14 protein-coding genes are annotated in these 15,340 nt (G+C 72.8%); 12 read left to right on the forward strand and 2 right to left on the reverse strand.

The window, feature by feature from the left end; genetic code table 11:
• The first annotated feature begins 25 nt into the window (after window positions 1-25).
• From RLT58_RS30125 to RLT58_RS30160, 8 genes are all read left to right on the forward strand, one after another.
• On the forward strand, window positions 26-1,135 hold the full coding sequence (locus RLT58_RS30125) for a quinone-dependent dihydroorotate dehydrogenase (RefSeq protein WP_311313510.1): 1,110 nt from the start codon (window positions 26-28) through the stop codon (window positions 1,133-1,135).
• A complete protein-coding gene (pyrF, locus tag RLT58_RS30130; RefSeq protein WP_311313511.1) occupies window positions 1,132-1,971 on the forward strand; it encodes an orotidine-5'-phosphate decarboxylase in 840 nt (279 codons plus the stop codon). The genes RLT58_RS30125 and pyrF overlap by 4 nt, the downstream gene beginning before the upstream one ends.
• A 245-nt stretch (window positions 1,972-2,216) precedes the next feature.
• On the forward strand, window positions 2,217-2,540 hold the full coding sequence (locus RLT58_RS30135) for an integration host factor (protein ID WP_018524251.1): 324 nt from the start codon (window positions 2,217-2,219) through the stop codon (window positions 2,538-2,540).
• A gap of 38 nt (window positions 2,541-2,578) precedes the next feature.
• The gene (gmk, locus tag RLT58_RS30140; protein ID WP_311313512.1) at window positions 2,579-3,205 is read left to right on the forward strand and encodes a guanylate kinase; all 627 of its coding nucleotides are present in this window, start codon (window positions 2,579-2,581) and stop codon (window positions 3,203-3,205) included.
• 87 nt (window positions 3,206-3,292) lie between these two features.
• Window positions 3,293-3,565 (forward strand): DNA-directed RNA polymerase subunit omega, encoded by a 273-nt coding sequence (rpoZ, locus tag RLT58_RS30145; RefSeq protein WP_003970369.1) that lies wholly within the window; start codon window positions 3,293-3,295, stop codon window positions 3,563-3,565.
• A gap of 145 nt (window positions 3,566-3,710) precedes the next feature.
• A complete protein-coding gene (coaBC, locus tag RLT58_RS30150) occupies window positions 3,711-4,913 on the forward strand; it encodes a bifunctional phosphopantothenoylcysteine decarboxylase/phosphopantothenate--cysteine ligase CoaBC (RefSeq protein WP_311313513.1) in 1,203 nt (400 codons plus the stop codon).
• 242 nt (window positions 4,914-5,155) lie between these two features.
• Entirely contained in the window at window positions 5,156-6,364 is a 1,209-nt protein-coding gene (metK, locus tag RLT58_RS30155; protein WP_311313514.1) for a methionine adenosyltransferase, read from the forward strand.
• A 136-nt stretch (window positions 6,365-6,500) separates the two neighbouring features.
• Window positions 6,501-8,657, forward strand: coding sequence for a primosomal protein N' (locus tag RLT58_RS30160; RefSeq protein WP_311313515.1), 2,157 nt, complete (start codon window positions 6,501-6,503; stop codon window positions 8,655-8,657).
• 178 nt (window positions 8,658-8,835) lie between these two features.
• Here RLT58_RS30160 and RLT58_RS30165 read toward each other — a convergent pair whose 3' ends face one another.
• Entirely contained in the window at window positions 8,836-9,366 is a 531-nt protein-coding gene (locus RLT58_RS30165) for a hypothetical protein (protein WP_311313516.1), read from the reverse strand.
• 230 nt (window positions 9,367-9,596) lie between these two features.
• On the opposite strand from RLT58_RS30165, the gene fmt reads away from it, so the two are divergent.
• From fmt to RLT58_RS30185, 4 genes are all read left to right on the forward strand, one after another.
• Complete coding sequence (gene fmt, locus RLT58_RS30170; RefSeq protein WP_311313517.1) at window positions 9,597-10,529, forward strand: methionyl-tRNA formyltransferase; 933 nt, start codon at window positions 9,597-9,599, stop codon at window positions 10,527-10,529.
• Window positions 10,530-10,646: 117 nt separating this feature from the next.
• Window positions 10,647-12,080, forward strand: coding sequence for an RsmB/NOP family class I SAM-dependent RNA methyltransferase (locus RLT58_RS30175; protein WP_311313518.1), 1,434 nt, complete (start codon window positions 10,647-10,649; stop codon window positions 12,078-12,080).
• Between the two features lie 131 nt (window positions 12,081-12,211).
• Window positions 12,212-12,895, forward strand: a complete 684-nt coding sequence (gene rpe / locus RLT58_RS30180) for a ribulose-phosphate 3-epimerase (RefSeq protein ID WP_311313519.1) — start codon at window positions 12,212-12,214, stop codon at window positions 12,893-12,895.
• Window positions 12,896-13,038: 143 nt separating this feature from the next.
• Window positions 13,039-14,055: a sugar-binding transcriptional regulator gene (locus RLT58_RS30185; RefSeq protein WP_136318269.1), complete on the forward strand. Its 1,017-nt coding sequence runs from the start codon at window positions 13,039-13,041 to the stop codon at window positions 14,053-14,055.
• Window positions 14,056-14,123: 68 nt separating this feature from the next.
• On the opposite strand, the gene RLT58_RS30190 is transcribed toward RLT58_RS30185, so the two are convergent.
• Window positions 14,124-15,146 (reverse strand): terpene synthase family protein, encoded by a 1,023-nt coding sequence (locus RLT58_RS30190; RefSeq protein WP_311314701.1) that lies wholly within the window; start codon window positions 15,144-15,146, stop codon window positions 14,124-14,126.
• Window positions 15,147-15,340: the final 194 nt, after the last annotated feature.

Consider the following 15,340-nt stretch of genomic DNA (forward strand, 5'->3'; position numbering starts at 1 on the left):
TCCCCCTCTTCATGAGGACACCGTGATGTACAAACTCTTCTTCCAGCTGGTCTTCAAGCGCATGGACCCGGAGCAGGCCCACCACGCGGCCTTCCGCTGGATCCGCCTCGCCGCCCGCGTCCCCGTCCTGCGCACCTTCGTCGCCGCCGCGCTCGCCCCCCGCTACCGGGAGCTGCGCACCGAGGCCCTCGGCCTGCGGATGCACGGCCCCTTCGGCCTGGCCGCCGGCTTCGACAAGAACGCCGTCGCGATCGACGGCATGGCGATGCTCGGCTTCGACCACGTCGAGATCGGCACCGTGACCGGTGAGCCGCAGCCGGGCAACCCGAAGAAGCGGCTGTTCCGCCTGGTCGCGGACCGCGCGCTCATCAACCGCATGGGCTTCAACAACGAGGGTTCCGCCGCCGTGGCCGAGCGCCTGGCCGCCCGCAACCCGGTCTTCCGCACCACCGTCGGCGTCAACATCGGCAAGACCAAGGCGGTCGCCGAGGCCGACGCGGCGGCCGACTACGTGAAGTCCACCGAGCGCCTCGCCGCCCACGCGGACTACCTCGTGGTCAACGTCTCGTCGCCCAACACCCCCGGACTGCGCAACCTCCAGGCCACCGAGTCGCTGCGGCCGCTGCTGACCGCCGTGCGCGAGGCGGCCGACCGGACCGTCACCGGCCGCCGGGTCCCGCTGCTCGTCAAGATCGCCCCCGACCTCGCGGACGAGGACGTCGACGCGGTCGCCGACCTCGCCGTCGAACTGGGCCTGGACGGCATCATCGCCACCAACACCACCATCGCCCGCGAGGGCCTCGGCCTGAAGTCCCCGGCCGCCCTGGTCAAGGAGACCGGCGGACTGTCCGGCGCACCCCTCAAGGAACGCTCCCTGGAGGTCCTGGGGCGCCTCTACGGGCGTGTGGGCGACCGGATCACCCTGGTGGGCGTCGGCGGCATCGAGAACGCCGAGGACGCCTGGCAGCGCATCCTGGCCGGGGCCACCCTCGTCCAGGGCTACAGCGCCTTCATCTACGAGGGCCCGTTCTACGCCCGCGCGATCCACAAGGGCCTGGCCGCACGCCTGGCCGCCTCCCCGTACGCCACCTTGGCCGACGCCGTCGGCGCGGAAACCCGGAAGGCAGCGAAATGACCCTGGAACCCTTCGGCGCCCGGCTGCGCCACGCCATGGACACCCGTGGCCCGCTCTGTGTCGGCATCGACCCGCACGCCTCCCTGCTCACTTCCTGGGGGCTGAACGACGACGTGGCGGGCCTGGAGCGGTTCACCCGGACCGTCGTCGAGGCGCTGGCCGACCGGGTCGCCGTGCTCAAGCCGCAGTCCGCCTTCTTCGAGCGGTTCGGCTCGCGCGGTGTCGCCGTCCTGGAGAAGGCGGTCGAGGAGGCACGAGCGGCGGGTGCGCTGGTCCTGATGGACGCCAAGCGCGGCGACATCGGCTCCACGATGGCCGCCTACGCCTCGACGTACCTGGACAAGGACTCGCCGCTGTTCTCGGACGCGGTCACCGTCTCGCCGTACCTCGGCTTCGGCTCGCTGCGGCCGGCGCTCGACGCGGCGGCGGTCTCCGGCGCGGGCGTCTTCGTCCTCGCGCTCACCTCCAACCCGGAGGGCGCCGAGGTGCAGCGCGCCACCGCGGCCGACGGCCGCCCGCTGGCCCAGCTGATGCTGGACCACATGAAGGCGGAGAACGAGGGGGCCACCCCGCTCGGCTCGGTCGGCGCGGTCGTCGGCGCCACGCTCGGGGACGCGGGCGTCGACCTCGCGATCAACGGGCCGCTGCTCGCGCCGGGCATCGGCGCGCAGGGGGCGACGCCCGCGGATCTGCCGGGTGTCTTCGGCGACGCCGTACACAATGTGGTGCCCAGCGTGAGCCGGGGCGTGCTGCGCCACGGACCGGACGCGTCAGGGCTGCGCGAAGCCGCCGGACGGTTCGCGGACGAGGTCCGCGCAGCCGTCTCGGACCGCTGACCATGCCACGTAACAGCGTGTTGACGGAATCCTGACCAAAAAACTCGGTTGTTATGCCAGAAATGTCCTGGTCGGCTGAGGCTGACCAGGACTTTTCGTCTGTTCTCGCTGACTCGGGCGGCCTTGGCCGCTAGTCTCCGTCGAGAGCCAACGAGCACAGGTTGTTCGCGGCTCACCAGGTGAGGGGCGATCCAGTCGCCTCACCGGTCCGTATCCGACAGATCGACATCCGAGGTGACGTAGGCGTGGCTCTTCCGCCCCTTACCCCTGAACAGCGCGCAGCCGCGCTCGAAAAGGCCGCCGCGGCTCGCCGGGAGCGGGCCGAGGTCAAGAATCGACTCAAGCACTCCGGCGCCTCCCTCCACGAGGTCATCAAGTCGGGCCAGGAGAACGACGTCATCGGGAAGATGAAGGTCTCCGCCCTGCTGGAGTCCCTGCCTGGCGTGGGCAAGGTCCGTGCCAAGCAGATCATGGAGCGGCTCGGCATCTCCGAGAGCCGTCGGGTCCGGGGTCTTGGCTCCAACCAGATCGCATCCCTGGAGCGTGAGTTCGGCGGCAGCGCCGCCTGACGTTCTCAGGCACTCCTGAGAACCTGGATAATCGCTCCATGGCTGCAACATCCCGGGGGACGTCCCCCGTACCCCCGGACGTACGTCCGCGGCTGACCGTGCTCTCCGGCCCCTCGGGGGTCGGCAAGAGCACGGTCGTCGCGCATATGCGCAAGGTCCACCCCGAGGTCTGGCTCTCCGTGTCGGCGACGACCCGCAAGCCCCGCCCCGGCGAACGCAACGGCGTCCACTACTTCTTCGTGGACAACGAGGAGTTCGACAAGCTGATCGCCAACGGCGAGCTGCTGGAGTGGGCCGAATTCGCCGGCAACCGCTACGGCACGCCCCGGCGCGCCGTGGCGGAGCGGCTGGAGGCCGGCGAGCCGGTGCTGCTGGAGATCGATCTCCAGGGCGCCCGGCTGGTTCGGCAGTCCATGGACGACGCGCAGCTGGTCTTCCTCGCCCCGCCGAGCTGGGACGAGCTGGTACGCCGGCTCACCGGCCGGGGGACCGAGGCACCCGAGGTGATCGAGCGCCGGCTCGCCGCAGCCAGGGTCGAACTGGCCGCCGAATCGGAGTTCGATACGACGCTGGTCAACACCTCCGTCGAGGATGTGGCCCGTGAGCTGCTAGCCTTGATGCTGGAGGCTTCCGGCCACCGTGCCGACAGCGACGAGACACACTGACGAATCGCGACGACACGGGCGCACCGGCCACCAAGCCCCTGACTGTCAAAGATTTCTTTGATCTTCACCCCCTTCGGAAGGCAGAGAGTGTCCTCTTCCATCACCACGCCCGAGGGCATCATCAACCCGCCGATTGATGAGCTCCTCGAAGCAACCGACTCGAAGTACAGCCTCGTGATCTACGCCGCCAAGCGCGCGCGCCAGATCAACGCGTACTACTCGCAGCTCGGTGAGGGACTCCTCGAGTACGTCGGTCCGCTCGTCGACACCCACGTGCACGAGAAGCCGCTCTCGATCGCGCTCCGCGAGATCAACGCGGGCCTGCTCACGTCCGAGGCCATCGAGGGCCCCGCGCAGTAAGCAGCGAAAACGCACCTTCACCCCGGGCCCGGCGGTCACCACCGCCGGGCCCGGGGTGTGTCCGGGGCGACGGGCCCGCGCCCCCGGCCGTGAGGCAGCATGGGGGTGTACGGAGCGCGTACGTATCCGAGTGCGGGGAGACGCAGTGGACAAGCCGAAGGTCGTTCTGGGGGTCAGCGGCGGCATCGCCGCGTACAAGGCGTGCGAGCTGCTGCGCCGGCTGACCGAGTCCGGCCACGACGTACGGGTCGTCCCGACCGAGGCGTCGCTCCACTTCGTGGGCGCGGCCACCTGGTCGGCGCTCTCCGGCCACCCCGTCTCCACCGAGGTCTGGAACGACGTCCACGAGGTCCCCCACGTCCGCATCGGGCAGCACGCCGATCTCGTCGTCGTCGCCCCCGCCACCGCCGACATGCTGGCCAAGGCGGCCCACGGCCTCGCGGACGACCTGCTCACCAACACCCTGCTCACCGCCCGCTGTCCGGTCGTCTTCGCACCCGCCATGCACACCGAGATGTGGGAGCACCCCGCCACCCAGGAGAACGTCGCCACGCTGCGCCGCCGGGGCGCCGTCGTCATCGAGCCCGCCGTCGGCCGCCTCACCGGCGTCGACACCGGCAAGGGCCGGCTGCCCGACCCGGGGGAGATCTTCGAGGTCTGCCGCCGCGTCCTGGCCCGCGGCCCCGTCGCCCCCGACCTGGCCGGCCGGCACGTGGTGATCAGCGCGGGCGGCACCCGCGAGCCCCTCGACCCGGTCCGCTACCTGGGCAACCGCTCCTCGGGCAAGCAGGGGTACGCGCTCGCCCGCACCGCCGTCGCCCGGGGGGCCAGGGTCACGCTCGTCGAGGCCAACACCGGACTGCCCGACCCGTCCGGCGCCGACGTCGTGCGCGTCGGCACCGCCGTACAGCTGCGCGAGGCCGTGCTGAAGGCGGCGGCGGAGGCCGATGTCGTGGTGATGGCGGCGGCCGTGGCCGACTTCCGCCCCGCCGAGTACGTCCAGGGGAAGATCAAGAAGAAGGACGGCCAGGAGCCCGCCCCCCTCGCGCTCGTCCGCAATCCCGACATCCTGGCCGAGGTCTCCAAGGACCGCGCCACGCCCGGGCAGATCGTCGTCGGATTCGCCGCCGAGACCGACAACGTCCTGGCCAACGGCCGGGAGAAGCTCCGCCGCAAAGGCTGCGACCTGCTCGTCGTCAACGAGGTGGGGGAGCGCAAGACCTTCGGCTCGGAGGAGAACGAGGCGGTGGTCCTCGCTGCCGACGGCACGGAGACTCCGGTGCCGTACGGGCCCAAGGAGGCCCTCGCCGACACGCTGTGGGACCTCGTGTCGCCGCGTCTCGGGTGAATTTCGTGTGTCGTCGCCCCGCGCCGCGGACCCCTTGCCGCGCGGGCACCGGCCGCCTGCCGGACGGCCGTTGAGGGGTCCCGGGGCGCCGGTGGGGCATGTCACAGAACTCCCAAAGGGCGAGACACGTTGTCCGGGGGCCGGAGCCGACCGATAAACTGGTCCAGGACCGTACCGGGCGCAGCTCCCGGGCCCGTCCGCCCAATGATCAGCCAGCAGCCGCTGCAACCCCAGGGAGCGATGTGTCCCGCCGTCTCTTCACCTCGGAGTCCGTCACCGAGGGTCACCCCGACAAGATCGCTGACCAGATCAGCGACACCATTCTCGATGCACTCCTTCGTGAGGACCCGACGTCGCGTGTCGCCGTCGAGACCTTGATCACCACAGGTCTGGTGCATGTCGCGGGTGAGGTCACGACCAAGGCCTACGCCCCGATCGCCCAGCTGGTGCGCGACAAGATCCTGGAGATCGGCTACGACTCCTCCAAGAAGGGCTTCGACGGCGCCTCCTGCGGCGTCTCGGTGTCCATCGGGGCACAGTCCCCCGACATCGCCCAGGGCGTCGACACCGCGTACGAGAAGCGGGTCGAGGGCGATGAGGACGAGCTCGACAAGCAGGGCGCCGGCGACCAGGGCCTGATGTTCGGGTACGCCTGCGACGAGACCCCCGAGCTGATGCCGCTGCCGATCCACCTCGCGCACCGGCTCTCGCGCCGCCTCTCCGAGGTCCGCAAGAACGGGACCATCCCGTACCTGCGCCCCGACGGCAAGACCCAGGTCACCATCGAGTACGACGGCGACAAGGCCGTCCGTCTCGACACGGTCGTCGTCTCCTCGCAGCACGCCAGCGACATCGACCTCGACTCGCTGCTGGCGCCCGACATCCGCGAGTTCGTCGTCGAGCACGTGCTCTCGCAGCTCATCGAGGACGGCATCAAGCTGGACACCGAGGGCTACCGCCTGCTGGTCAACCCGACCGGACGCTTCGAGATCGGCGGCCCGATGGGCGACGCCGGCCTCACCGGCCGCAAGATCATCATCGACACCTACGGCGGCATGGCCCGCCACGGCGGCGGCGCCTTCTCCGGCAAGGACCCGTCCAAGGTGGACCGCTCGGCCGCCTACGCGATGCGCTGGGTCGCCAAGAATGTCGTCGCGGCCGGCCTCGCGGCCCGCTGCGAGGTCCAGGTCGCGTACGCGATCGGCAAGGCCGAGCCGGTGGGCCTCTTCGTCGAGACCTTCGGCACCGCCGCGGTCGAGACCGAGAAGATCGAGCACGCCATCGGCGAGGTCTTCGACCTCCGCCCGGCCGCGATCATCCGCGACCTCGACCTGCTGCGCCCGATCTACGCGCAGACCGCCGCGTACGGTCACTTCGGCCGCGAGCTCCCCGACTTCACGTGGGAGCGCACCGACCGGGTGGACGCGCTGCGCGCCGCCGCCGGCCTGTAGGCCCGCACGGCTGTCTTTCCGCCGGAGCCCGGACGCCGTCACGGTGTCCGGGCTCCGGCGTTTGCCTGCCGGGGCCCGGCCGGGCGGGTGCGGGCGGCGGGTTCCGCTGTCAGAGGTGTCTGGTAGGAATTTGGCTGTGAGCGGCGACAACGAGCGATCCGATGAACCCGATGCCGGGGCGCCGGAGCAGCTTGCGCTGATCCGGGAGACCGTGCGCCGGGCCAAGGTGCCGCGTGCCAAGCCGCGCACCTGGCGCGGGGCCGCGCTCGCTCCTGAGCTGCCCGTCGCCCGCGTGCTGGTCAACAAGGGCGCGCTCCATCTCGACCAGTACTTCGACTACGCGGTGCCCGAGGAACTGGACGCCGACGCACAGCCCGGTGTGCGGGTGCGGGTGCGGTTCGGGGCCGGCGGGCGCAATGTGCGCGGCGGGCGCCGCGAGGGCGGCGGGCTGATCGACGGATTCCTCGTCGAGCGGCTGGCCGAGTCCGACTACAGCGGCGCGCTGGCGGCGCTCGCCTCCGTCGTCTCGCCCGAACCGGTCCTGGGACCGGAGCTGCTCGGCCTCGCCCGCGCCGTCGCCGACCGGTACGCGGGCAGCCTCGCGGACGTCCTCCAGCTCGCCGTACCGCCGCGCAACGCCCGGGCCGAGTCCAAGCCGTCCCCCCAGCCGCTGCCCCCGCCGGCACCCCCGCCGGCCGGGACCTGGGAGCGGTACGAGCAGGGCCCGGCGTTCCTCTCGGCGCTGGCAGCCGGAGGCGCCCCCCGGGCCGTGTGGACCGCCCTGCCGGGGCCGCACTGGCCGCGCGAGACGGCCGCGGCCGTCGCGGCGACCCTGGCATCGGGGCGCGGCGCGCTGGTCGTCGTGCCCGACGGGCGGACCGCCGGACGGGTCGACGCCGCCCTCACCGAGCTGCTCGGTGAGGGCCGGCACGCGCTGCTGACGGCCGGCTCGGGCCCCGAGAAGCGCTACCGGGAGTGGCTCGCCGTGCGGCGCGGTTCCGTGCGGGCGGTCGTGGGGACCCGCGCCGCGATGTTCGCCCCCGTCGCCGATCTCGGCCTGGTGGCCGTCTGGGACGACGGCGACTCCAGCCACAGCGACGACAACGCCCCCTTCCCGCATGTCCGCGAGGTCCTGGAGCTGCGGGCCGCCCGCGCCCGGTGCGGCTTCCTGCTCGGCGGGACCAACTGCACCGTGGAGGCCGCGCAGCTGGTCGAGAGCGGCTGGGCCCTGCCGCTGCGCGCGGACCGGGAACAGCTGCGGATCGCGGCGCCGCTCATCCGTACCGTCGGCGACGGCGAGCTCGCGCGGGACGGGGCCGCCCGGGCGGCCAGGCTGCCCAGCCTCGCCTGGCAGACCGTGCGCGACGGACTGCGCAGCGGGCCGGTCCTGGTGCAGGTGCCGCGGCGGGGGTACGCGCCCCGGCTGGCCTGTGAGCGCTGCCGGGAGCCCGCCCGGTGCCGGCACTGCGCCGGGCCCCTGGAGGCACCCGACCAGCGGGATCTGAACTGCGCCTGGTGCGGCCGGGCCGAGACGTCCTGGCACTGCGTGTCCTGCGGCTCCCACCGGCTGCGCGCCCAGATCGTCGGTGCCCGCCGCACGGCGGAGGAGCTGGGACGGGCCTTTCCCGCCGTGCCGGTGCGGACGTCGGGCCGCGACCATGTGCTCGACTCGGTGCCGGACCAGCCCGCGCTGGTCGTCAGCACGCCGGGGGCGGAGCCGGTCGCCGAGGGCGGGTACGCGGCGGCGCTGCTGCTGGACGGCTGGGCGATGGTCGGCCGCCCGGACCTGCGGGCCGGTGAGGAGGCGCTGCGCCGCTGGACGGCCGCCGCCGCGCTGGTACGGGGCCAGCCGGAGGGCGGCACGGTGGTGATCGTCGCCGAGCCGACCCTGCGGCCGGTGCAGGCCCTGGTGCGCTGGGACCCGGTCGGGCACGCCCGGCGGGAGCTGGCGGAGCGGGCCGAGCTGGGCTTTCCGCCGGTGTCGCGGATGGCGTCGGTGACGGGGGCGCCGGAGGCCCTGGCGGCGTTCCTGGCGGCGGCGGAGCTGCCGCCGGACGCGGAGGTGCTGGGACCGGTGCCGGTGCCGCGCGGTGAGCCGGGACGGCCGCGCCGGCCGTCCGACGCGCCGCCGGGGGAGAGCTGGGAGCGGGCCCTGGTCCGGGTGCCGCCGGGCAGCGGGGCGGCGCTGGCGGCCGCGCTGAAGGCGGCGCAGGCCGCGCGGACGGCCCGGGGGGGCGGTGGTGGCGGCGCGGGTGCGGTGCGGATTCGGGTGGACCCGCCGGATATCGGGTGACGGGGCGCGCCGTCCTGCCGGGTGTGGCCCGGGCGGCGCGGGGGCGCCCGCTGGGGCGGCTTGTCCTCAGTCGCCGGACGCTGATTTTGCCGGGATCGGTTGTGCCGGGCTCGGCGGTGCGCCGCTCGGATGTGCCGTGTGGGCGGGGCTGTCCCGGTGGGGGACAGCCCCGGGCAGGTCAGCCGTTGCGGGGGCCCGGGAAGGCGCCCGGGCGTACGTCCCGGTCCGCCGACGGCTGGGGCGGCATCGAGCGGGCCGCGGGGACCGAGGGCAGCGCGGGGGCGGGGGACCCGGGGACCACCGGCACCGGGCGCTGCGCCACGACCTCGGACGCCGCCTCGGCCGTCACCGGCTGGGCGGCGGCGCGCCGTGCTCCGTAGCGGCGGTGGACCGCCTGCTTGGTGACCCCGAGCGCGGAGCCCACCGCGTCCCAGGAGAAGCCCAGCGAACGGTCGAAGTCCACTGCCGCCGTGACCAGGGTCTCGACGCTGTCCCGCAGTTCCTGGGCCAGCCTGACGGTGGGGGCCGGGGCCCTGCCGTAGACGACGAAGCCCGTGGAGGGGCCGGAGCGGCGCGGACGGTAGACGTTGCCCAGTTGGGCGGTGAGCGTGCGCAGTGCGTCCACCTGCCGCCGGACCCGCTCGATGTCCCGCACCAGAAGATGCAGGCTGGCCCGCGCTTGGGCGTCGTGGGTTGCGTGGTCGGCCATGAAGAAGCCTCTCGAACCGGCGTTGAAAGGGATCGGGCCGCACCGTGGCGGCTCGCTTCGGTCAATCTCTCTTGACCAACGCCTCACCCGGGGATCTGGTCACGCTCCGGGGGCGTATACGCATCTGCGAGGGGCGCGCGACTCTGCGTACGCCCCCCGGGGCCGAGGCCCATAGACTGGTGCGTTGCTCGTCACCGTAACGTTTCGGCCTGAGAGGCAGTCAGCCACCCATGAAGCTCGTCTTCGCAGGCACCCCCGAGGTAGCCGTACCCGCACTGGACGCCCTGATCGCCTCCGGCCGCCACGAGGTGGCCGCCGTCGTGACCAGGCCCGACGCGCCCGCCGGGCGCGGGCGCCGGCTGGTGGCCAGCCCCGTCGCCCAGCGCGCCGAGGAGGCCGGGATCGAGGTGCTCAAGCCGGCCCGGCCGCGGGACGAGGACTTCCTGGCGCGGCTGCGGGAGATCGCGCCGGACTGCTGCCCCGTCGTCGCCTACGGGGCCCTGCTCCCCAAGACCGCACTCGACGTCCCGGCCCGGGGCTGGGTCAATCTGCACTTCTCGCTGCTGCCGGCCTGGCGCGGCGCCGCACCCGTGCAGCACGCGGTCATGGCCGGTGACGAGGTGACGGGCGCCTCCACCTTCCTCATCGAGGAGGGCCTCGACTCCGGACCGGTCTACGGCGTCCTCACCGAGGAGGTCCGGCCCACCGACACCAGCGGCGACCTGCTGACCCGACTGGCGTTCGCCGGCGCCGGGCTGCTCGCCGCGACCATGGACGGCATCGAGGACGGCACCCTGCACGCCGTGCCGCAGCCCGCCGAGGGCATCACCCTCGCCCCGAAGATCACCGCGGAGGACGCCCAGGTCCAGTGGTCGGCGCCCGCCCTGCGCGTGGACCGCGTGGTGCGCGGCTGCACCCCGGCCCCCGGCGCCTGGACGCTCTTCCGGGGCGAGCGCCTCAAGCTGATCCAGGCCGTCCCCGCCGTCGACCGGGCCGATCTGGCGCCGGGCGAGCTGTCCGCCGCCAAGAACAACGTGTTCGTGGGCACCGGATCGCACGCGGTCGAACTGCTCTGGGTCCAGCCGCAGGGCAAGAAGCCGATGCGCGCCGCGGACTGGGCGCGCGGGGTGCGCATCGAGCCCGGCGAGCTCGTCGGGCTCTAGGACTTGCCCGACGGGACGGCGGGACAGGGGGACAGCGGGACGGGCGGGACGGCGGGCCGGCCCGGGGACGTAGGCTGGGAGGGTTCGCCCTCTCACCATCAGCGGAGCACCTTTCACGTGAACGACCAGCCGCGTCGCCGTCCCGCCACCCTGCACCGCCGCCCGAAGAAGGACCCGGTCCGCTTCCTCGCCTTCGAGGCCCTGAGGGCCGTCGACGAACGCGACGCGTACGCGAATCTCGTCCTCCCCCCGCTGCTGAAGAAGGCCCGCGCCACGGGCGACTTCGACAACCGGGACGCGGCCCTGGCGACCGAGCTGGTCTACGGGACACTGCGCCGGCAGGGCACGTACGACGCGATCGTCGCCGCCTGCATCGACCGGCCGCTGCGCGAGGTCGACCCGCCCGTCCTGGACGTGCTGAACATGGGCGTGCACCAGCTGCTCGGCACCCGTATCCCCACGCACGCCGCCGTCTCCGCGAGCGTGGAGCTGGCCCGGGTGGTGCTGGGGGAGGGGCGCGCCAAGTTCGTCAACGCCGTGCTGCGCAAGGTGTCCGCCGACGACCTCGACGGCTGGGTGGCGCGGGTCGCCCCCTCGTACGAGGACGACGCCGAGGACCACCTCGCGGTCGTCCACTCGCACCCCCGCTGGGTCGTCTCGGCGCTCTGGGACGCCCTCGGCGGCGGCCGCGCCGGCATCGAGGACCTGCTCGAGGCCGACAACGAACGGCCCGAGGTCACCCTCGTCGCCCGCCCCGGCCGCTCCACCACGGACGAACTGCTCGACGCGCTCGGCGAGGAGAACGGCCTGCCCGGCCGCTGGTCGCCCTATGCCGTGCGGATGGCCGAGGGCGGCGAGCCCGGCGCCCTGGCCTCCGTGCGGGAAGGCCGGGCCGGGGTCCAGGACGAGGGCAGCCAGCTCGTCGCAGCCGCCCTCGCCAACGCCCCGGTCGAGGGCCGTGACACCCGCTGGCTCGACGGCTGCGCGGGCCCCGGCGGCAAGGCCGCCCTGCTCGCCGCCCTCGCGGCGGAGCGCGGCGCCGCCCTGCTCGCCGCCGAGAAGCAGCCGCACCGCGCCCGCCTCGTCGAACGGGCGCTGGCCGGCAACCCCGGCCCGTACCAGGTGATCACCGCCGACGGCACCCGCCCGCCGTGGCAGCCCGACACCTTCGACCGGATCCTGATGGACGTCCCGTGCTCGGGCCTGGGCGCGCTGCGCCGCCGCCCGGAGGCCCGGTGGCGCCGCCGCAAGGAGGACCTGGAGAGCTTCGCGCCCCTGCAGCGCGGTCTGCTGCGCGAGGCGCTGAAGGCCGTACGGATCGGCGGGGTCGTCGGGTACGCGACCTGCTCGCCCCACCTCGCGGAGACCCGGGTGGTCGTCGAGGACGTGCTCAAGGGCCGGGGCGGCGCCCCCGTCGAGGCGGAATGGGTGGACGCGCGCCCGCTGATGCCCGGGGTGCCCGCGCTCGGCGACGGACCCGACGTACAGCTCTGGCCGCATCTGCACGGGACGGACGCGATGTACCTGGCGCTGCTGCGCCGTACCGCCTGAGCGCCCCGATCACCGGCCGCGCCCCCGGTCCGGGGGCGAAAACGCCGGGAATGCGCGAACCGTAATGATCCCGTGAGGCTTTGGGGCGCACCGAGGCGGGGAAGTGACCGAGAACATGGCAGGCTTGGCCCATGGCCCAGATCAACCCCAGTATTCTGTCCGCCGACTTCGCGCGCCTCGCCGAGGAGGCGAAGGCCGTCGAAGGCGCCGACTGGCTCCATGTCGATGTCATGGACAACCACTTCGTGCCCAATCTGACGCTCGGCGTCCCGATCGTGGAATCGCTCGCCCGGGCCACGGACACCCCGCTGGACTGCCATCTGATGATCGAGGACGCGGACCGCTGGGCCCCGCAGTACGTCGAGGCGGGGGCGGGATCGGTGACCTTCCACGCGGAGGCTGCTGCGGCGCCCGTCCGGCTGGCGCGCGAGATCCGCGCCAAGGGCGCCCGCGCGTCCATGGCGCTCAAGCCCGCGACGCCCATCGAGCCGTACGAGGACCTGCTCCCCGAGCTCGACATGCTGCTGATCATGACGGTGGAGCCGGGCTTCGGCGGCCAGGCCTTCCTGGACATCATGCTGCCGAAGATCCGCCGCACCCGTGAGCTGATCTCCAAACACGGACTCGAACTGTGGCTCCAGGTCGACGGCGGTGTCTCGGAGTCCACCATCGAACGGTGCGCGGAGGCCGGCGCCGATGTCTTCGTCGCCGGTTCCGCCGTGTACGGGGCCGAGGACCCGGCCGCGGCCGTCCGGGCCCTGCGGGACCGCGCCGACGGGGCCATCGCCTCGGCGGGCTGGGCCTGCGGCCACTGACACCGCGGGCCGCCGCCCGCGGGTCGGGCGGACCAAGCGCAGATGAACGCGGTCCGACGGGACCGATCAGGGATCGCCGTATCTGACAGGATGAACGGCGTATCGAGAGCGTGAACAGCAGTGAGGAGAACGCGGTGTCTGCAATGTCGGCGGGCCGGTCCGCCCTGCGGATGGGGCCCGCGGAGCTGGTGCAGGCGGCGGCCATGGCCCGCCGCTTCTACCTCGAGGGCAAATCCAAGATCCAGATCGCCGAGGAATTCGGGGTCAGCCGCTTCAAGGTGGCCAGGGTCCTGGAGACGGCCCTGGAACGTGACCTCGTACGGATCGAGATCCGCGTCCCCGCCGAGCTGGACGCCGAGCGTTCCGACGCGCTCCGCGCCCGCTACGGGCTGCGCCACGCGGTCGTCGTCGAGTCCCCGGCCGAGGAGCAGGACGACGCCGCCGACCCGGAGAACCTGGGCGAGGTCGCGGCGGATCTGCTCGGCGAACTGGTGAACGAGGGCGATGTCCTCGGGCTCGCCTGGGGGCGGTCCACCATCCACATGGCCGCCGCCCTGGACCGGCTGCCCCCGTGCACGGTCGTGCAGCTCACCGGGGTGTACGACGCGGGCACCGCCGAGCGCGGCTCGGTGGAGGCGGTCCGCAGGGCCGCCCAGGTCTCCGGCGGCGAGGCCCACCCGATCTACGCGCCGATGCTGCTGCCCGACCCGGCCACGGCCGCCGCGCTGCGCCACCAGACCGGCATCGCCCGCGCCTTCGAGTACTTCGACAAGGTGACGGTCGCGGCCGTCTCCATCGGCTCCTGGGAGCCGGGCATCTCGACCGTGCACGACATGCTCTCCGACGAGGAGCGCGAGCACTACGCCTCGCTCGGTGTCGCCGCCGAGATGTCGGCGCATCTCTTCGACGCGGACGGGCGCCGGGTCGGCCGGGACCTCGGCGAGCGCTGCATCACGGTCGAGGCGGACCGGCTGCGCCGGATCCCCGAGGTGGTCGCGATCGCGGGCGGCCAGCGCAAGGCGGCGGCGATCGGGGCGGTCCTGCGGTCCGGCCTGGTCACCAGCCTGGTGACGGACACGGCGGCGGCGGACTATCTGCTGACCGAGTCGGCCGCGCCGCGCCGCCCCGCGCTGGAGCGGGCCGACCCGGACGGCGACTGAGGGAGCGGGACACGGAAGAGGGGCGGGCGGCTCATGAGCCGCCCGCCCCTCTTCCGTGTCCCGCTCCCTCAGTCCTGCTTGACGCCCAGGACCGTGGCCTCCAGATACTGTTCCGGCCGCTCGTACTGGCCGACGTCGTCCGGGTTGTAGCGCGGTGTCTGGCGCGACCAGTCGAGATTCCCGCGCATCCAGCTGCGCATCCCGTCCAGATACGGTTCCAGCATCGGGGCGAGCTGGGGGTAGGCGGCCAGCAGCTCGGCCTCGGCGGCCATGAACCGCTCCGTCTCGGCGGCGATCTCCGCGCAGACGTGTTCCAGCGCCTGCTGCTTGCCGTAGCCCCGGTGGTGCCGGACCAGGTGGACGAGGTTGTGGATCTCGCCGAGCACCTGTTCCTTCTCGTACGAGTACACGTCGTTCGCCCAGCACACGACGTTGCAGGAGGCTTCGAGCGCGGCGATGAACCGGGGGTCGTTGTGGATGGACTGGGGCGCCTCGATGCCGGCCACGATCTCTATGAGGTCCATGCAGACATGTATCGCTCCGGTGTGGCGGCGCTTCTCGATGTACGTCGCCTCGGCCGGGACCACGCCCTCGGCCCGGTTGCCGGCCTCCCAGGTGGTGGCCGTCGTGAGGTACGTCATCAGATGCCAGGCGAACCGGCGCCGCCAGTGGACCGCCGCGGTCGGTGTCGTGCGTTCCCACAGATCGATGAGGGCGACCACCGCGGCGGGCAGCTCCTCGTTCTCCAGGATGCCCGTGCGGCTGCCCTCGACCACGTTCTGCATCAGGGCGACCACATCGCGCACCCGCTCGGGGCTGCGGCCGAGGTGGCCGTCGTCGAGCTGGTCGTCGACGAGGAACAGCCAGACGAACCAGTCGGCGACGAGGTCCAGGTTCTCGCTGTCGGCGGTCGGGTACACCATGCCGACGAAGGCCCCGAAGTCCGCCTGTTCGAAGCGTTCCCTGGCTGAATCCCGGTGCACCAGACCGGTGTTGCGGGTCCAGCGGTCGAGGTGCTCCCGTACGTGCCCGACGTGCGGGTTGGTCCGCTGAGGGAACGGGCAGTAGATGTCGGGCAGTTCGCTCTCCACGGGCGGGTCGTGATCCTCTCCGGTCGTACGGGTGACGGAAGTTGGCACCGATCCGTCCGTTCTCCGGGGCGTTGTCGTGACCCACGGGACCTGCGGGTTTGAAGCTACCTGACCCCCTGTCACCGGGTCCAGAGCAGATGATCGCGAATGGTTGAAAGTCGTTCGGGTAGGGTCTGTGGGCAAGGCAGGTTCCA

The sequence above is a fragment of the Streptomyces sp. ITFR-16 genome (genome assembly GCF_031844705.1).
Classification (GTDB): domain Bacteria; phylum Actinomycetota; class Actinomycetes; order Streptomycetales; family Streptomycetaceae; genus Streptomyces.